19 protein-coding genes are annotated in these 16,663 nt (G+C 69.9%); 13 read left to right on the top strand and 6 right to left on the bottom strand.

Annotated elements, in window-relative coordinates; all coding sequences use genetic code 11:
- Window positions 1-37: 37 nt before the first annotated feature.
- Window positions 38-3,520, top strand: coding sequence for a bifunctional RecB family nuclease/DEAD/DEAH box helicase (locus KAF39_RS07445; protein WP_210676683.1), 3,483 nt, complete (start codon window positions 38-40; stop codon window positions 3,518-3,520).
- Window positions 3,517-4,320, top strand: a complete 804-nt coding sequence (locus KAF39_RS07450; protein WP_210676684.1) for a GNAT family N-acetyltransferase — start codon at window positions 3,517-3,519, stop codon at window positions 4,318-4,320. The genes KAF39_RS07445 and KAF39_RS07450 overlap by 4 nt, the downstream gene beginning before the upstream one ends.
- Window positions 4,321-4,344: 24 nt before the next feature.
- On the opposite strand, the gene upp is transcribed toward KAF39_RS07450, so the two are convergent.
- Entirely contained in the window at window positions 4,345-4,977 is a 633-nt protein-coding gene (gene upp, locus KAF39_RS07455) for a uracil phosphoribosyltransferase (RefSeq protein ID WP_210676685.1), read from the bottom strand.
- Window positions 4,978-5,057: 80 nt separating this feature from the next.
- Between upp and KAF39_RS07460 the strand changes: the two genes are divergently transcribed.
- The gene (locus KAF39_RS07460; RefSeq protein ID WP_210676686.1) at window positions 5,058-5,513 is read left to right on the top strand and encodes a nucleoside deaminase; all 456 of its coding nucleotides are present in this window, start codon (window positions 5,058-5,060) and stop codon (window positions 5,511-5,513) included.
- Window positions 5,514-5,517: 4 nt separating this feature from the next.
- On the opposite strand, the gene KAF39_RS07465 is transcribed toward KAF39_RS07460, so the two are convergent.
- The gene (locus KAF39_RS07465; protein WP_210676687.1) at window positions 5,518-6,489 is read right to left on the bottom strand and encodes a cation diffusion facilitator family transporter; all 972 of its coding nucleotides are present in this window, start codon (window positions 6,487-6,489) and stop codon (window positions 5,518-5,520) included.
- A 59-nt stretch (window positions 6,490-6,548) separates the two neighbouring features.
- Between KAF39_RS07465 and proC the strand changes: the two genes are divergently transcribed.
- Complete coding sequence (gene proC, locus KAF39_RS07470) at window positions 6,549-7,388, top strand: pyrroline-5-carboxylate reductase (protein WP_210676688.1); 840 nt, start codon at window positions 6,549-6,551, stop codon at window positions 7,386-7,388.
- Between the two features lie 214 nt (window positions 7,389-7,602).
- Here the strand turns inward: proC and KAF39_RS07475 are convergent, their stop codons facing one another.
- The 4 genes from KAF39_RS07475 to KAF39_RS07490 form a co-directional block, all read right to left on the bottom strand.
- Window positions 7,603-9,195 carry a hypothetical protein gene (locus KAF39_RS07475; protein ID WP_210676689.1) on the bottom strand — a complete coding sequence of 531 codons (1,593 nt, stop codon included), beginning with the start codon at window positions 9,193-9,195 and terminating at the stop codon, window positions 7,603-7,605.
- Window positions 9,177-9,953 (bottom strand): ABC transporter ATP-binding protein, encoded by a 777-nt coding sequence (locus tag KAF39_RS07480; RefSeq protein WP_210676690.1) that lies wholly within the window; start codon window positions 9,951-9,953, stop codon window positions 9,177-9,179. The genes KAF39_RS07475 and KAF39_RS07480 overlap by 19 nt, the downstream gene beginning before the upstream one ends.
- Before the next feature lie 68 nt (window positions 9,954-10,021).
- Window positions 10,022-10,693 carry a TrkA family potassium uptake protein gene (locus KAF39_RS07485; protein WP_025104470.1) on the bottom strand — a complete coding sequence of 224 codons (672 nt, stop codon included), beginning with the start codon at window positions 10,691-10,693 and terminating at the stop codon, window positions 10,022-10,024.
- A complete protein-coding gene (locus KAF39_RS07490) occupies window positions 10,686-12,116 on the bottom strand; it encodes a TrkH family potassium uptake protein (RefSeq protein WP_210676691.1) in 1,431 nt (476 codons plus the stop codon). The genes KAF39_RS07485 and KAF39_RS07490 overlap by 8 nt, the downstream gene beginning before the upstream one ends.
- A gap of 105 nt (window positions 12,117-12,221) precedes the next feature.
- On the opposite strand from KAF39_RS07490, the gene KAF39_RS07495 reads away from it, so the two are divergent.
- The 9 genes from KAF39_RS07495 to KAF39_RS07535 all read left to right on the top strand — a co-directional run bounded on the left by KAF39_RS07495 (window position 12,222) and on the right by KAF39_RS07535 (window position 16,645).
- A complete protein-coding gene (locus KAF39_RS07495) occupies window positions 12,222-12,638 on the top strand; it encodes a helix-turn-helix transcriptional regulator (protein ID WP_210676692.1) in 417 nt (138 codons plus the stop codon).
- Window positions 12,639-12,728: 90 nt separating this feature from the next.
- On the top strand, window positions 12,729-12,920 hold the full coding sequence (locus KAF39_RS07500; protein ID WP_025104463.1) for a helix-turn-helix domain-containing protein: 192 nt from the start codon (window positions 12,729-12,731) through the stop codon (window positions 12,918-12,920).
- Window positions 12,921-13,035: 115 nt separating this feature from the next.
- On the top strand, window positions 13,036-13,134 hold the full coding sequence (locus KAF39_RS07505) for a 30S ribosomal protein bS22 (protein ID WP_003792170.1): 99 nt from the start codon (window positions 13,036-13,038) through the stop codon (window positions 13,132-13,134).
- Between the two features lie 79 nt (window positions 13,135-13,213).
- Entirely contained in the window at window positions 13,214-13,516 is a 303-nt protein-coding gene (locus KAF39_RS07510) for a rhodanese-like domain-containing protein (protein WP_210676693.1), read from the top strand.
- Complete coding sequence (locus tag KAF39_RS07515; protein ID WP_210676694.1) at window positions 13,513-13,809, top strand: glutaredoxin family protein; 297 nt, start codon at window positions 13,513-13,515, stop codon at window positions 13,807-13,809. Before KAF39_RS07510 ends, KAF39_RS07515 begins: the two co-directional genes overlap by 4 nt.
- A complete protein-coding gene (locus tag KAF39_RS07520; RefSeq protein WP_210676695.1) occupies window positions 13,806-14,108 on the top strand; it encodes a Dabb family protein in 303 nt (100 codons plus the stop codon). The genes KAF39_RS07515 and KAF39_RS07520 overlap by 4 nt, the downstream gene beginning before the upstream one ends.
- Before the next feature lie 140 nt (window positions 14,109-14,248).
- Window positions 14,249-15,061, top strand: coding sequence for a basic amino acid ABC transporter substrate-binding protein (locus KAF39_RS07525; protein ID WP_210676696.1), 813 nt, complete (start codon window positions 14,249-14,251; stop codon window positions 15,059-15,061).
- 34 nt (window positions 15,062-15,095) lie between these two features.
- On the top strand, window positions 15,096-15,893 hold the full coding sequence (locus tag KAF39_RS07530) for an amino acid ABC transporter permease (RefSeq protein ID WP_210676697.1): 798 nt from the start codon (window positions 15,096-15,098) through the stop codon (window positions 15,891-15,893).
- Complete coding sequence (locus KAF39_RS07535; protein ID WP_060921706.1) at window positions 15,890-16,645, top strand: amino acid ABC transporter ATP-binding protein; 756 nt, start codon at window positions 15,890-15,892, stop codon at window positions 16,643-16,645. The genes KAF39_RS07530 and KAF39_RS07535 overlap by 4 nt, the downstream gene beginning before the upstream one ends.
- Window positions 16,646-16,663: the final 18 nt, after the last annotated feature.

Here is a 16,663-nt window from a genome sequence, read left to right on the forward strand (position 1 = left end):
CGGATAGTGTCGAAGCAGCCGACAGAACGGGAGAATCGTGCGGATCGACACGGAGGCGCAGCGAGTCATCTGGAGCGCGAGCGACCTCAAGGCGGCCGCCGAGTGTGAGTTCGCCTGGGCGCGGGCGATCGATGCGAAGCTGGGCCGGGTCCCGGCGGTCGAGGAGCCCGAGGACGCGACGCTGCTACGCGCCGCGCAGCTGGGGGACGTGCATGAGCAGAACGTGCTCGATCGGTACGTCCGAGAGCTCGGCGAGGAGCGGGTGCACCGGATCGCGAAGGTGTCGTCGAGCGATCCGGAGGCCTTGGCCTCCGCCGTGGAGCAGACGCTGCGCGCACTGAGATCTGATGCGCAGGTCGTCTTCCAGGCGGCGTTCGCGACCGACGAGTTCGTGGGCTTCGCAGACTTCCTGCGTCGGGATCACGACGGGCGCTGGCGTGTGCAGGATTCCAAGCTCGCCCGGAAGGCGCGCGTCACGGCGCTCATGCAGCTCGCGGCATATGTCGATCAGCTCGACCGGCTCGGCATTCCGCGGGCGGACGAGGTCGACCTCATCCACGGCGACAACAGCGTCAGCACGCATGCCGTCGACGACCTGCTGCCGCTGTTCCGCGTCCGCCGGGCACGCCTCCGCGCCCTCATCGCCGATCGTGCGATCGCCGACGGCGTTGCGGGCCTGCCGCTCGCCTGGGGGGACGACCGGGGCGACCTCCGCGTGGTGGCCTGCGGGCGCTGTGCCACGTGCGAGGAGCAGGTGCTGGCGCACCGCGATCTGCTCATGGTCGCCCGGATGCGCCCCGTGCAACGGGCGCGTCTGCGCGCCACCGGGATCGTCACGATCGACGATCTGGCGGCAGCGACGGAGCCCCCGGAGGGGATGAACGTCGACACGTTCGAGAATCTCCGCGCGCAGGCCCGGGTGCAATTGCGCGCCGACGCCGAGGGGGCGCCCACCTACGACGTGCACTACGCCGCGGCGATCCACACGCTGCCGGTTCCCAGCCACGGCGACATCTTCTTCGACTTCGAGGGCGACCCGCTCTACACCGAACCCGCGCCCGACGGCGAGGCGGAGTGGGGCATCGACTATCTGTTCGGCTGGGTCGACAACGCCGACCAGTACACCGCGCTCTGGGCGCACACGTTCGCGGAGGAGCGTCGGGCGCTGGAGACGTTCCTCGACTTCGTCGCGGTGCGTCGCGCCGCGCATCCGGGGATGCACATCTATCACTACGCCCCGTATGAGACATCGCACCTGGTCGCGATGGCCGCCCGTCACGGGGTGCGGGAGGGGGAGGTCGACCGGCTGCTCCGCGAGGGCGTGTTCGTCGACCTCTATCCACTGGTCCTGCGTACCGTGCGCGTCGGTTCGCGCTCGTACTCCATCAAGAAGCTCGAACCGCTCTACATGGGGGAGGACGTGCGCACGAGCGACGTCCAGAAGGGCGACGACTCGATCGTGCAGTACGTCGCGGCACGCGAGCTCGCGGCAGCGGGTGCTCAGGCCGAGGCCGACGCGGTACTCGCCGACCTCGCCGACTACAACCGCTACGACTGCGTCTCGACCCGGCGGCTGCGCAATTGGCTCATCGACATCGCGCGCGCGGAGGGCGTCACGCCGGCGCCGCCGGATGACGCCGACGAAGTCGTCTACGAGCCGTCCCCGCGCTCACTGGCTCTCCTCGGGGACGCCGAGCGGTCGGTGCAGGCCGGCGGCGACGGGCTCGTCCACCGCATCGCGGCGGCCGCGATCGACTACTTCCCGCGGGAGGCGAAGAGTTTCTGGGTATCGCATTTCCAGCGGCTACGCGAGCCCGTCACGATGTGGGACGGCACGCGGGACGTGATCAAGGTCGACGCGACCCGCACCCGTGTCCGCCGCGACTGGAGCATCGGCGAAGGCCGGCGGGTGATGTCGCGGGAGCTTGAGATCCGCGGGGAAGTCTCCCCGGGGACGACGCTGGGGCCGGGGGCCCAGCCGTTCGCGTTGTACGACGCTCCCGCTCCGTTCGACACCGAGGTGCCGTCGCGTGCGGTGCACGTGCCTCACGGCGTCACGGTCGTCGAGGTGCTCGACGACGGGTATCTCGTGGCCGAGTCCGCCGTGCAGGGGCAGACCTGGGACGATTTCCCCGTCGCGCTCACACCTGCCGCGCCGCCGCGGGTGGTGTCTCTGCAGCAGGCGATCGACGAATGGGCCGACGCGGTGCACGCGGCCGCCCCGGACTTCCCCGAGGACGCGGCGACCGACATCCTGCGACGCCTGCCCCCGCGGACGGCATCGGGGGCGGGGCTCCCGCCTGCGGGAGACGACCCGATCGATGCGATCGTGCGCGGCATCCTCGACCTCGACCGCAGCTACGTCGCGGTGCAGGGTCCCCCGGGCACGGGGAAGACCTACACCGGGTCGCAGGTGATCGCCCGGCTCGTCAACGAGCACGGCTTCCGGATCGGTGTCGTCGCCCAGTCGCACGCGATCATCGAGACGCTCCTCGAGCGTGTCGTCGCCGACGGCGTCGCTCCCGGACAGGTGGCGAAGTGCCCGAAGGACGCGGACGCGGATCCCGCATACACGGTGATCCCGAAGACCGGCATGGCGGCCTTCCTCGCCGAGCATGCGCAGGACGGGGCCGTCGTGGGTGGCACCGCGTGGGATTTCAGCAACACGCAGCGGGTCGCCAGGGGAGAGCTCGACCTCCTCGTGATCGACGAGGCCGGGCAGTTCTCCCTCGCCTCGACCATCGCGGTCGCCGCCGGTGCGCAGCGGCTGTTGCTCCTCGGCGATCCGCAGCAGCTGCCGCAGGTCAGCCAGGGCGCCCACCCGGAGCCGGTGGACACCTCTGCGCTCGGTTGGGTGATGGACGGCGATCCCGTCGTGCGTCCGGAGTACGGCTACTTCCTCGCCCGGTCCTGGCGGATGCACCCGTTCGTGGCCGCCCCGGTCTCGAAGCTCGCCTACGCCGGGAAGCTCGCGTCTGCGCCGGGGACGGAGCAGCGTGCCGTCGAGGGCGTCGATCCGGGACTGCATGTGGTGCCGCTGCGGCACCGCGGCAACGCGACCCAGTCGCCGGAGGAGGCGGCCGAGGTCGTGCGGATCGTCCGCGACCTCGTCGGTCGCACCTTCCGCGACAACGGCGCCGCCGGTACCGTGCGACCGCTGACGCCGGAGGACATCATCGTCGTGGCTCCCTACAACGCGCAGCGGCAGCTCGTGCATGATGCGCTCACGGCAGCGGGCTTCGCCGGTGTGCCGGTCGGGACCGTCGACAACTTCCAGGGCAAGGAAGCGGTCGTCTCGATCACGTCGCTCGCGGCGTCGAGCGGGAGGGATGCCCCGCGGGGCCCGGAGTTCCTGCTGCTGCAGAACCGTCTCAACGTCGCGATCTCCCGAGCGCAGGTCGTGGCCTACCTCATCCATTCGCCGGCGCTGCTCGATGACCTGCCGTACACACCGGAGGGTGTCGCACGACTCAGTGCCTTCGCGCGGCTGGTGGGTGCTGCCGAAGAGGAGGACGCATGACGCCGACGGTCTCCGCACCGCGTGCCGACGGTCCCCCGACCGAGGCGGAGGTGCTCCGCGCCGCCGCCGGGTGGGCATGGTTCCCCCGTGGCAGCGAGCATGTGCGCGACGAGCTGCTCCTCGTGCGCTACCCGGAGCGGTTCGGGGGCGGCGTCCGCGGCTCGCAGGTGACGTCGACGCGGCCCGCCGCCGAGGTGCTGGACGGAGCGCTGGCGCGCACCCGTGCGTGGGGCGAGACGGTGTTCACGTTCTGGACGAACCCCGCCGACGCCCCGGACCTCGAGGATGAGCTCCGGTGCCGCGGTGCCGTGCACTTCGACACCGTCACGGTCTTCGCGCGGCCGACCACCGGAGCCGCGGTCGACGTGCCGCCAGGGGTCACCGCCGAGGTCGTGCGCACGAGGGCCCAGCTCCGCGAGGTCGATGCGATCAACGTCCCCGTCTGGGAGCAGCAGCCGCTGGACGAGGACGGTCTGGACGCGGAGTTCGACGAACTGACCGCAGCCCTGAGCACGGGGGAGGGCTTCCGGGTCCTCGGGCGCATCCACGGACGCGCGGTGAGCACCGGTGGGTGCACGATCGTCGACGGGTTCGCTCGATTGTGGGGAGCGGCCACGCTCGATGCCGACCGCGGTCGCGGTGTCTATCGGGCGGTGCTCGCGGAGCGCCTGCGACAGAGTGCCGCGCGCGGTGCCGGAACGGCACTCGTCAAGGGCCGCGTCGCGACATCGGCGCCGATCCTCGCGAGGGCCGGCTTCACGCGCTACGGCGAGGAACGCGGCTATCGCCTGACCCTCTGACGAGAGCCGAGCGCACCGGCGGGGTCAGACGGTGCCGTACAGGCGGTCACCCGCATCGCCGAGGCCGGGCACGATGTAGCCCTTCTCGTCGAGGCGCTCGTCGAGGGCTCCGAGGACGAGGGTCACGTCGCGGTCGCCGGCCATCGCCTCGATCGCCGCGACTCCTTCCGGGGTGCCCAGCAGGCAGATCGCGGTGACGTCCTTCGCGCCGCGGTCGAACAGGAACTGGATGGCCGCGGCCAGCGAGCCCCCTGTCGCGAGCATGGGGTCGATCGCGAAGCACTGACGGTCGCTGAGGTCGTCGGGCAGGCGCTCCGCGTAGGTCGTCGGCTCGAAGGTCTCCTCGTCGCGCACCATGCCGAGGAACCCGACCTCGGCCGTGGGGAGGAGCTTGACGAGGCCTTCGAGCATGCCGAGGCCCGCGCGGAGGATCGGCACGACGATGGGGCGCGGCTCGGAGATCTTGACACCCGTGGTCGTGGTGACCGGCGTCGTGATCTCGATCGGCGTGACCTTGACGTTCCGGGTCGCCTCGTATGCGAGGAGGGTGACGAGCTCCTCGGTCAGCTGTCGGAAGACGGGCGAGGGGGTGCGCGCGTCGCGCAGCACCGAGAGCTTGTGGGTGACGAGAGGGTGGTCGGCGACGTGAACACGCATGGATACAGGCTAATGCGCCCTGCGGCCGCGCACGACATCGGTCCCTGGCGGCCACCCGGTGCTGCCGTAGGCTCGAGAGCATGACCGCCGCCGACCGCCTCGCGATGCAGCGCGCGCTCGTGCTCGCCGCCGAGGCCGCCGAGGCGGCGGAGATCCCCGTGGGGGCGGTCGTCCTCGATGCCGACGGGCGGGTCGTCGCCGAGGGGCGGAACACGCGCGAGGCCACGCATGATCCGACGGGTCATGCCGAGATCGAGGCGATACGAGCCGCGGCGGCCGTCCGCGGGTCGTGGAACCTCGACGGCTGCACGCTCGTCGTCACGCTGGAGCCCTGCGTGATGTGCGCCGGCGCGATCCTGCAGGCACGCATCGGCCGCGTGGTCTTCGGCGCGTGGGACGACAAGGCCGGGGCGGCGGGATCGATGTACGACGTGCTGCGCGACCGCCGGCTGCCCTATCGCGCCGAGGTCATCGGTGGCGTCGGCGAGGACGACGCCGTCGCGCTGCTGCGCGCGTTCTTCGAGGACCGTCGCTGACCGCTCAGTCCGACGACTTGAGCACGAACACGTCCGTCGAGGGTTCCGGATCGATCGCCGGCCGGTAGACGTCCGGCTCGATGTACACGACCCGGGCGACCGGCACCGCGGCGCGGATGCGGGCCTCGATCTCGTTGATGTCGTCCGCGACCTCCCGCAGCGGCTTGTCGGCACTGAGGGCGATCTTCGCGGCGACCATCAGCTCGTCCGGCCCCAGGTAGAGGGTCTTCATGTGGATGATCTTCTCGATCTCCGGGCCATCGTTGATGGCGTCCACGATCCGGTCGTGGTCGGCGGGGGTCGCGCCCTCGCCGACGAGCAGGCTCTTGGTCTCGACACCCAGCACGATCGCGATGAGCACGAGCAGCACGCCGATCATCACCGTGCCGAGGGCGTCGAAGACCGGGTTGCCGGTGAGGAGCGTGAGGCCGACGCCGAGCAGGGCGAACGTGAGTCCGGTGAGGGCTCCCACGTCTTCGAGGAGGACGACCGGAAGCTCCGGCGCCTTGGACCGCCGGACGAAGGAGAACCAGGACTGCCCCTTCTCGCGGACGACGTTGCTCTCGCGCACGGCGGTGCGCAGCGAGAACGACTCCAGGCCGATCGCGATGAACAGCACGACGAGCGGGAGCCACCACCAGGTCTGGTCGATCTCGTGCGGGTGGGTGAGCTTCTCCACGCCCTCGTAGATCGCGAAGAGCCCGCCGACCGAGAAGAGGATGATCGACACGACGAACGCGTACACGTAGCGTTCGCGACCGTAGCCGAACGGGTGCGAGCGGTCCGCGTGGCGTTGCGCCTTGCGCCCGCCGAGCATCAGCAGGAGCTGGTTGCTCGAGTCGGCGACGGAGTGGATCGCCTCGGCGAGCATCGATGCCGAGCCGGAGAGTGCCCACGCGAGGAACTTCGCGAGGGCGATGCCCAGGTTCGCCAGGAACGCCGCGACGATGGCCTTGCTGCCTCCGGATGCACTCATGCGACGAGTCTAGGACGGCGACCCGGCCGGCACAGGAGCGCCCGCCGTAGGATGACGACATGGCTGATGCGCTCCCGTCCCTCGCGTTCCTCGGTGCCGGTTCGATGGGAGGAGCGATCCTCCGCGGCGTGCTCGCCTCCGGCGTCCCGGTGGACGGAGGGATCACGGCGACGAACCGCACGCCGGAGAAGGCGGAGGCGTTCGCCGGTCTCGACGGCGTCACGAGCATCGCCCTGTCCGCGTGTCCGGAGGGCAACGCGGAAGCGGTCGCCGGGGCCCGTGTCGTGCTGGTCGGGGTGAAGCCGGCCATGGTTCCCGACCTGCTCCGGGAGATCGCCCCGCACCTGTCCCCGGAGACGGTCGTGGTCAGCCTCGCCGCCGGTGTGACGCTGCAGACCTTCGCCGACGTCCTCGGCGCGGAGGCGCGCGTGATCCGCTCGATGCCCAACACCCCGTCGACGATCCGCAAGGGCGTGACGGGACTGGCGGCGGGGGCGGCGGCGACGGCGCAGGACTCGGCCCTGGTGCGGCGTCTGTTCGAGACGGTGGGTGCCGTGGTGGAGGTCCCCGAGTCGCAGATCGATGCCCTCTCGACCATCTCGGGTTCCGGGCCCGCCTACGTGTTCCTGCTCATCGAGCAGTTCACCGCGGCGGCGCGGGAGATGGGGTTCGCGGATGCGGACGCACGACTGCTCGCCGAGCAGACCTTCATCGGCGCGACCGCCCTGCTGGACTCGACGGGGGAGGACCCCGCCGAGCTGCGCCGTCGGGTGACGAGCCCGAAGGGCACGACGGAGCGCGCGGTCGCCGTGCTCCAGGACGCCCATCTGTCTGAGACGTTCACGGAAGCCGCCGCCGCTGCTCTCGCCCGGGCGAAAGAGCTCGCCGCCGGCGCCTGATCCCGCGCGCCCGTTCTCATCCGGTCGCGCGCCTGCACCTCGCGAGAACAGGCGATCACCCCGGCGCAGGCAGCCAGCATGCCTGGGGCCTGAACCCGCGCGAGTGCCTGTTGCGGCGAGAGGGCGGGGGACCAGGCGGCCACGCGAGTCCAGGCAGCCGGTGCTCCTGGAGCCTGAACCCGCGCGAGTGCCTGATCCCGCGAGGGGCCTGCGGTTAGGCGTCGCTGGCGACTTCGGCGAGCACCTCGGGCCACCGACGCTGGAGCGTCCGACCGCCGAGCACGGTCCCGCCCCACAGCGCGAGGCCGCCGAGGATGGCGGCGGCCGCGAGGCTCGCCCAGCCGAGCGGCGGAATCCAGATCGACGCGATCGCGAAGCCGAGCGCGGGGCCGCCGAGCAGCAGGGTGATCGGCGACATGATGAGCATCGCGAGGAACGACTGCGCACCGCCCGACGACCCGCGTCCGAAGGGATTGGCCTCGGGAGCCGGGGCCCGTCCCGGAAGGAACGCGCCCACCCACGAGCCGGCACCGGCCGACACCGCCATGAGGCCCAGGGCCGCCCCGAGACTGCCCGGAAGCAGATCCGGTCGCCCCGCCAGCAGGCACGTCGCGACGCAGAGGAGGACGGTGATCGGCACACCGATCAGCCCGAAGCCGAGGAGCCGTCCCGCGCGATCGGCGGTCCCGCTCACTCCGGTGAGGATGTGCAGCGCGACCGCGTCGTTGTCGTAGGCGATCGCCATCTGGACGATGCTGCCGGTGAGGAGGGCGTTGATCGCCGGGATGAGGGTGATCGCGGGCGCGAACCCGACCGCGTCCTGCTGGAGCCCGTTCATCAGCGCGAGGCCGAGGAAGATCGCCGGCAACAGCAGGAGCATCACGATGTTGACGACCTGTCGCGGGTCGCGGCGGAAGTAGCGGAGCGTGCGTCCGGCGACCGCGCCGACGGGGCCGGCGGGCAGCATCCGGTCGAGGAGACCGCCCGAGCGCACGCGCCCGCCGCCGCTCGACTGCAGGGGCGCGACGAGGCGCGCATCGAGCATCCGGCGCGCGGCGATCCAGAAGACGACGAGCGTCGCGGCGGCGATCAGCAGCCGGAGGAGCGCGGCGAGCAGGTCGCCCTGTGCCAGGGCGGCGGGGACGCCGAAGGCGGCGGCGAGCGGGGTCCAGGCGGCGGTGTCCGCGATGGCGGTGACGGCGCCACCGACATCACGCACGGTGGAGAGCGCCTGGATCCCGATGTTCAGGAGGAGGCCGGACGAGGCGACCAGGACGACCCCGAGCGTGAGGACGAGGTCGCGCGTGCGCCGTCGGGCGAGCCATCCCGCGAGCAGACCGCTGACGACGCGCGCGCCGAGCACGCAGGTCGCGAGCGCGACCGGGACCATGAGGATCGCCGCGAGGAGTGCGGGCACGCTGACCGACCAGCCGACGAGCATCAGCAGCAGGGCCACGGCGGTCCCGATGCCGCCGATCGTCGTCATCCCCGCGACGACGAGGCCGGGAAGAAGGGTCCGCGCGGTCACCGGGAGCAGGGCGAAGCGCTCCGGGGCGAGGGAGTCGTCGGCGCTCACGAGGATCGAGCCGATCCACCACCCGAGCACGACGACGGTGCCGGTGAGTACCATCGCCGTCACCGCCGCGTCCGGCGCGCCGACGCGCAGGGCGATCAGCCCGACGGTCAGGAGCGCCAGCATGCCCAACGCGAACAGCCCCACGATCGCGAGCGTCACGATCATCCACGGGTTGCGGGTGAGCTGATGTCCGAGCTGGCGCAGCCGCAGCCTTACGAGGAGCGCAACCACGCGAGCGTCTCCGTTCCGAGGTCGTGGGCACCCACGAGCGTGAGGAAGCGCTCCTGGAGGGTGAGGCCGGCTCGCACCTCGTCCAGCGCGCCGTGGGCGAGCAGCCGCCCCTCCGCCACGATGGCGACGCGGTCGCACAGCGATTCGACCAGTTCCATGACGTGGCTGGAGAGGACGACGGTCCCACCGCCGTCGACGAAGGAGCGCAGGATCTGGCGGATCGTCTGTCCGGAGACGGGGTCGACGGCCTCGAGGGGCTCGTCGAGGATGAGCAGGCGCGGTGCGTGGATGAGGGCGCAGGCCAGCCCGATCTTCTTCTTCATGCCGGCCGAGTAGTCGACGACGAGGGTGTCCCGAGCCTCGGTCAGGCCGAGGGCGTCGAGGAGTTCGCCGGAGCGGGAGACGACCTCCGCCTCCGGCATGCTCCGGAGCAGTCCGGTGTACCGCAGCAGCTCCGCGCCGGTGAGGCGGTCGAGCATGCGGATGCCGTCGGGGAGCACGCCCATGCGCGCCTTCGCCGCGGCCGGGTCCTGCCAGACGTCGGCGCCGAGCACCCAGGCTGTCCCCGCGTCCGGGCGCAGGAGGCCCGTGGTCATGGCGAGCGTGGTCGTCTTGCCGGCACCGTTGGGTCCCAGCAGCCCCAGCATGGAGCCGGCGGGGACGTCGAGCGACAGGGAGTCGACGGCGACCTTCGGGCCGAACTGCTTGCGGAGCCCGCGGAGGGCGAGGACGGGCGGTGCCGTGGCGTGATCGCTCATGCCACCATCCCACCATGCCGGTCCCGGGGGCGCATCCGTCGCGGGGAGGACCCCGGGCCGCGGTCGGCTCAGCGGTCGAGGGCGGCGAAGCGCTCGATATCGCTGTTCGTCCCGGAGACGATGATGAGGTCGTGGTTGGTGACGATGGTGTTGGCCTCGGCGTAGCGGAACGGCTTGCCCGGGCTCTTCACGCCGACGACGGTGACCTTGTACTTGGAGCGCACGCCGGATTCGTTGAGCCCGACTCCGCGGATGAACTTCGGCGGATACATCTTGGCGAGCACGAAGTCGTCGTCGAACCGGATGAAGTCGAGCATGCGACCGCTGACGAGGTGGGCGACGCGCTCGCCGGCCTCGCGCTCCGGGTAGATGACGTGGTTCGCGCCGACGCGCGCGAGGATCTTCCCGTGCGACTGGGAGACCGCCTTCGCCCAGATCTGCGGCACCTTGAGGTCGACGAGGTTGGCGGTGATGAGCACGGACGCCTCGATCGAGGAGCCGACGGCGACGACGGCGACCTGGAAGTCCTGGGCGCCGATCTGGCGGAGGGCGTCGATGTTGCGCGCGTCGGCCTGCACGGTGTGCGTGACGCGGTCCGACCACTTCTGCACGAGTTCGAGGTTGTCGTCGATCGCGAGCACTTCACGGTCGAGGCGGTCGAGCTCACCGGCGCACGCGGCGCCGAACCGGCCGAGACCGATGACGAGGACGGGAGCGTCGCCCCGAAGGACTTCAACCAACGATCGGCCTTTCCACGGGCAGTGAGTAGTACTGCGTGCGCGATGTCGCGGCGACTGCCGCAGCGAGAGTCACTGTACCAACGCGTCCCATGAAGATCGTCGCGGCCATGACGTACGACGCGGAATCGGGCAGCTCCCCGGTGAGGCCGGTCGAGAGGCCCACGGTTCCGAACGCGGAGATGACGTCGAAGAGGACGTGGCTGATGTCCGCCTTGGTGATCTGTGCGATGACGATGGTGGACAGCGCCACGATCGTCGCGCCCCAGGCGACGACGCTGAGGGCGACGCGCTGCACGTCGCTGGGGATGCGCCGCCCGAAGGCCTCGACGGACTGGCGGCCTTTGGCCTCCGACCACACCGCGATCGCGAGCACGGCGAGCGTCGTGACCTTGATGCCGCCCGCGGTCGAGGCGGAGCCGCCGCCGACGAACATGAGCATGCTCGCCGCGAGGAGGGAGGAGCCGTTCAGATCGTCCATCTCGATCACGTTGAAGCCGCCGGATCGCGTCATCGCGGACAGGAAGAAGGCCTGGAAGGTCGTGTCCGCGGCGTCCATCGAGCCGAAGGTCTTCGGATTGTCGTACTCGAGGATGAGGAAGGCCGCCGCGCCGAGGATGAACAGGAGCACGGTGGTGACGATCGTGAGCTTGGAGTGCAGCGACCACCGCTTCACGTGCCAGACGTGCTTCGCGAGGGTGTAGATGACCGGGAAGCCGATGCTCCCGAGGAACACGCCGACCATCAACAGGGCGAGCACGAGGTAGTCGTCCGCGAAGACGGCCACGCCGCCGTCGTTGGGCGCGAACCCGGTGTTCGTGAATGCCATCGCCGAGAAGTAGGGGGCCTCCCAGAGGGCGGCGATGGGATCGACCCCGGCCATCACCAGCGCGGGGTAGAGCAGAGCCGCGAGGGCCGCCTCGATGAAGAGGGCGGAAAGGGCGACGGTGGTGAGCAGCTGCCCGACCTCGCCGAGGCGGACGGTCTGGCTCTCGTTGACCACACCGCCGTGGGCCCGGAGCGGGTTGGTGTCGCCCGCCGCCATGAGCTTCGCCCGCAGCCCCAGGCGCTTCGAGATGAGCATGCCCATGAGGGAGGCGAGGGTCAGCACGCCGAGGGCGCCGATGTTGACGCCGATGAACACCACCACGTGTCCGAAGGGCGACCAGTGGTTCGCCATGTCGACGGTCGCGAGGCCCGTCACGCAGATGGTGGAGACGGCGGTGAAGAGGGCGTCGCTGAGGGGGGTGACTGTGCCGCTGGCGGAGGCGATCGGCAGCGAGAAGAGGACGGTGAAGACGAGGATCAGCAGCGCGAACACCGCGATCGCGAAGCGGGAGGGCGACGACGTGATGAGGTGTTTCACGCGCCCGGCGGCTCCGGGAAGACCGGTGCGAGGGGACGACGCCGAAACGATGCCCGACATCGCTGGCCCCCTTCGTCTGCGCCGCCCGTTCTCCGGCGGCGGCGCGGCGCCTCTCGCCGAGCCTTCGTCATGGTACTCCGTGCCGGGGGCCACTACCCTGATCACATGACGGACATCTTCGACGTGATCGCAGACGGTACGAGGCGCGACATCCTCCAGCTCCTGCTCCGACGCACGTCCGAAGGGGAGTCCGGCACGAGCGTGAGCCAGATCGTGGCCGACCTCGGCATCAGCCAGCCCACGGTCTCCAAGCACCTCAAGGTGCTGCGCGACGCCGAGCTCGTGACCGTGCGCGAGGACGGGCAGCGCCGCTTCTACAGTCTCTCCGTCGCGCCTCTCGAAGCCGTCGACGACTGGCTGGTCCCCTTCCTCGTCGATGCGTACGGTGCTGCGGCTCCGGACATCGCCTACCCCGGGTCGGCGATCCCCGAGGGGGCCGCCCACGCCGCGGAGGTCGTCGGGCGGGCGGCGGCGTCGGCGAAGCACGTCGTCACGAACGCGTTCAAACGCCTCGGCGCCTGAGCGACGCCTCACTGATCACAACAGTCACGCGGGTTTACACGCGTCCCAGCGACCCCATAGAGTGTGCTCATCGAGAAAGGGGTACGTGGGATGCCCGAGGTTCCAGACGTCCGATTCCTGACGGTGGCCGAAGTCGCCGAGCTGATGCGCGTGTCCAAGATGACCGTGTACCGCCTCGTGCACGCCGGCGACCTCCCCGCCATCCGGTTCGGACGGAGCTACCGCGTGCCGGAGTCCGCCGTCGCGGAGGCCCTGCAGCGTCCCATCGCCGACGCCGGCTGACTCGGGGGCGCGGGGCACCCTCCCGAGTTTGCTAGGATGATCCGAGGCATTTTTCGTGCTCGTACCCGGGTGTCCGATTCCGGCGACACCCAGCCCCTGACTTAGTGAGGTTTCCGTGGGTTCTGTCATCAAGAAGCGCCGCAAGCGCATGGCGAAGAAGAAGCACCGCAAGCTGCTTCGCAAGACTCGCCACCAGCGCCGCAACAAGAAGTAAGCGGCCAGACACCGAGCGCCTGTCTTCGGACGGGCGCTTTGTGTCTCTGCGCGCCGTTCCGCACCGCCGAGAGGATGTCATGAAGTCGATCACCGTCGCCGAACTCGCCGAGCGCTCCGGCACGCCCCTCATCGACGTCCGGGAGGTGAACGAGTTCCAGGCTGGACACGTCCCGGGTGCCGTGAACATCCCGATGTCCGAGATCGGCAACCGTCTGGACGAGCTTCCCGCGGAGTCGTTCGACGTGATCTGCCAGGCCGGCGGACGCTCGGCCCGCGTGGTCGAGGCGCTCGAGGCCCGCGGCTACGACGCCACCAACGTCGAGGGTGGCACCGGCGAGTGGATCGCCCAGGGACGCGAGGTGGAGGTCCCGTCGTCGTGACGACGCTGACCCTCATCGGCAAGCCCGACTGCCATCTGTGCGACGTGGCCTCCGAGGTCGTCGACGCGGTCGTCGCCGAACTGCCCGAGGCCGCTGCCGAGCGCATCCGGATCGTGGAAGCCTCGATCCAGGACGACCCGGCCCTGTACGAGCAGTGGTGGGAGAAGATCCCCGTCGTGCTGATCGACGGGAACCTGCACGCCCATTGGCGCGTGAACCCCGAACGTCTGCGGGGAGCACTGGAGCAAGCCGTCGGTGCGGAGGCCCGCGCGGACGAGAAGGAGCTGCGATGACCATCCGTCATGTCGTCACCTGGAAGCTCGCCGCGGAGGACGCGGGAGAGCGCAAGGCCCAGGCCGCCGAGGTCGCGCGCCGCCTCAACGCGCTCGACGGCGTCGTCCCGCAGCTGCGCAGCATCTGGGCCGGCGCGAACGACGTCTACCCCGACGCGAACTGGGACGTGACCCTGGTCGCCGACTTCGACTCCGTCGAGGACCTGGAGCAGTATCAGGTGCACCCCGCGCACGAAGAGGTCGCCGGATTCATCCGCTCGGTCGTCTCCGGGCGTGTGGCCGTCGACGCCGAGCTCTGAGGCACGGTGCCGTCGAGCGGCACTGAAACACAAACGTAATGCGGCGCAGGCGCATGTCATTGGTCACGCGACGAGCCGCATGTTTAGATGAACTCCTACCCGTCCGTGGGCGCAGCAGCCCCCGACTCCCAGGAGCCGACATGTCCCGTCGTAACCTCTTCGCCGGCCTCGCGATCGCGGCCACCGCCACCCTCGCGCTCGCCGGATGCGCCACCGGCTCCTCTGACGCGGGCAGCGGCGGCGAGCCCGCCGCCGGCGACGAGTACGGCCTCGTCGAGGCGGGCAAGCTCACCGTCTGCTCCGACATCCCGTACCCGCCGTTCGAGTTCGAGGGTGACGACGGCGAGTACACCGGCTTCGACATCGACCTCCTCGGCGCGATCGCCGAGGAGCTCGACCTGGAACTCTCCGTGCAGGACGTCGGCTTCGACGCGCTGCAGTCCGGAACGACCCTCGCCGCCGGCACCTGTGACGTCGGCGCCTCGGCCATGACGATCACCGACGAGCGCAAGGCCAACATCGACTTCTCCGACCCGTACTACGACTCGCTGCAGTCGCTGCTCGTGCGCACGGATTCGGGCATCGAGTCCATCGACGACCTCGACGGCAAGAACGTCGGCGTGCAGCAGGGCACGACGGGTGAGGCGTACGCGACCGAGAACGCGAAGGGCGCTCAGCTCGTGCAGTACCCGTCGGACGGCGAGCTGTGGCCGGCGATCCAGGCGGGGCAGATCGACGCGATCCTGCAGGACCAGCCGGTCAACCTCGAGCACGAGAAGGCCGACTCCGCGTACAAGATCGTCGAGACCTACGAGACCGACGAGTCCTACGGCTTCGCCTTCGCCAAGGGCGAGAAGGACGAGCTCCTCGACGCGGTGAACGGTGCGCTCGCGGACCTGCGGGACAACGGCGAGTACCAGAAGATCTACGACCAGTACTTCACGGCGAACTGAGCCGGGGAACACGGAGGTCGGGAGGACCTTGACAATGGCGTTGAGGCGCACCACCAAGCAGAAGCTCTACCGGTACACCGTCTACGCGGTGCTGATCGCGATCGCCGTCTGGATCGCGTTCAGCACCGACTGGTCCCGACTCGGGCAGCTCTTCTTCAACCCCGAGGTCGCAGCCAAGATGCTGCCGGGGATCATCACGACCGCGCTCGTCAACACCCTGTGGTTCACGGCGGTGGCGTTCGCCGGCGGCCTGCTCCTCGGCGTCATCCTCGCGCTGATGAAGCTGTCGGAGATCGGCCCTTTCCGGTGGATCGCGACGGTCTGGATCGAGCTCTTCCGCGGACTCCCCGCGCTGCTCACGATCTTCGCCATCGGGTTCATCGTGCCGATCGCGCTCGGGGTCCGGGCGCAGGAGCTCGGCGGTCCTGTGGTGCTCGGTCTGATCGGTCTCGTGCTCGTCGCATCGGCGTACATGGCCGAGACCATTCGGGCGGGGCTGCAGGCCGTGCCGAAGGGACAGACCGAGGCGGCGCGTTCGCTCGGCATGTCGCCCATGAAGACGACCTTCTGGATCGTCGTGCCGCAGGGCTTCCGCATCATCATCCCGCCGCTGACGAACGAGTTCGTGCTGCTGTTGAAGGACACGTCGCTGCTGTTCGTCGTCGGCACCTTCGTCTGGTCGAAGGAGCTCACGACTTTCGCCCGTGACGCCAGTACGCAGAACGCCAACGGAACGCCGCTCATCATGGCGGCGATCCTCTACCTGATCGTGACGATCCCACTCACGCGTTTCAGCGCGTGGCTGGAGCGTCGGATGGCGAGGACACGATGAGCACCGACCTGATCGACGTGCAGGCCCCCGCGATCGCGATCCAGGATCTGCACAAGAGCTTCGGCGACAACGAGGTGCTCAAGGGCATCGACCTGACCGTCCTGGCGGGCGAGGTCGTCTGCGTGATCGGCCCGTCCGGTTCCGGCAAGTCGACGCTGCTCCGCTCGGTGAACCTCCTGGAGGAGCCGACGGGCGGGAAGGTGCTGATCGAAGGCATCGACATCACCGACCCCGACATCGACATCGACCGTGTGCGCACCCGCATCGGGATGGTGTTCCAGAGCTTCAACCTCTTCCCGCACCTGAGCGTGCTCGGAAACCTGACGATCGCACAGCAACGGGTCAAGAAGCGGTCGAAGGCGGAAGCGGAGAAGGTGGCCCGCGCCATGCTCGAGCGCGTCGGGCTCGCGGAGAAGGCCGACGCGTACCCCGGGCACCTGTCCGGCGGGCAGCAGCAGCGCGTGGCGATCGCCCGGGCGCTGTGCATGAATCCGGACATGATGCTGTTCGACGAGCCGACCTCTGCTCTCGACCCGGAGCTCGTCGGCGAGGTGCTGCAGGTCATGCGGTCGCTGGCGGACGAAGGCATGACGATGCTGGTCGTCACGCATGAGATGGGCTTCGCGCGCGAGGTCGGTTCGCGGCTGATCTTCATGGACGGCGGACACATCGTCGAGGAGGGCGACCCCCGTGAGGTGCTGGCGAATCCGCAGCACCAGCGCACCAAGGACTTCCTCTCCCGCGTCCTCTGATTCTCTCCCGGGCTCTCA

It is taken from the genome of Microbacterium sp. BLY, from assembly GCF_017939615.1.
In the GTDB taxonomy this organism is placed as follows: Bacteria; Actinomycetota; Actinomycetes; order Actinomycetales; family Microbacteriaceae; genus Microbacterium.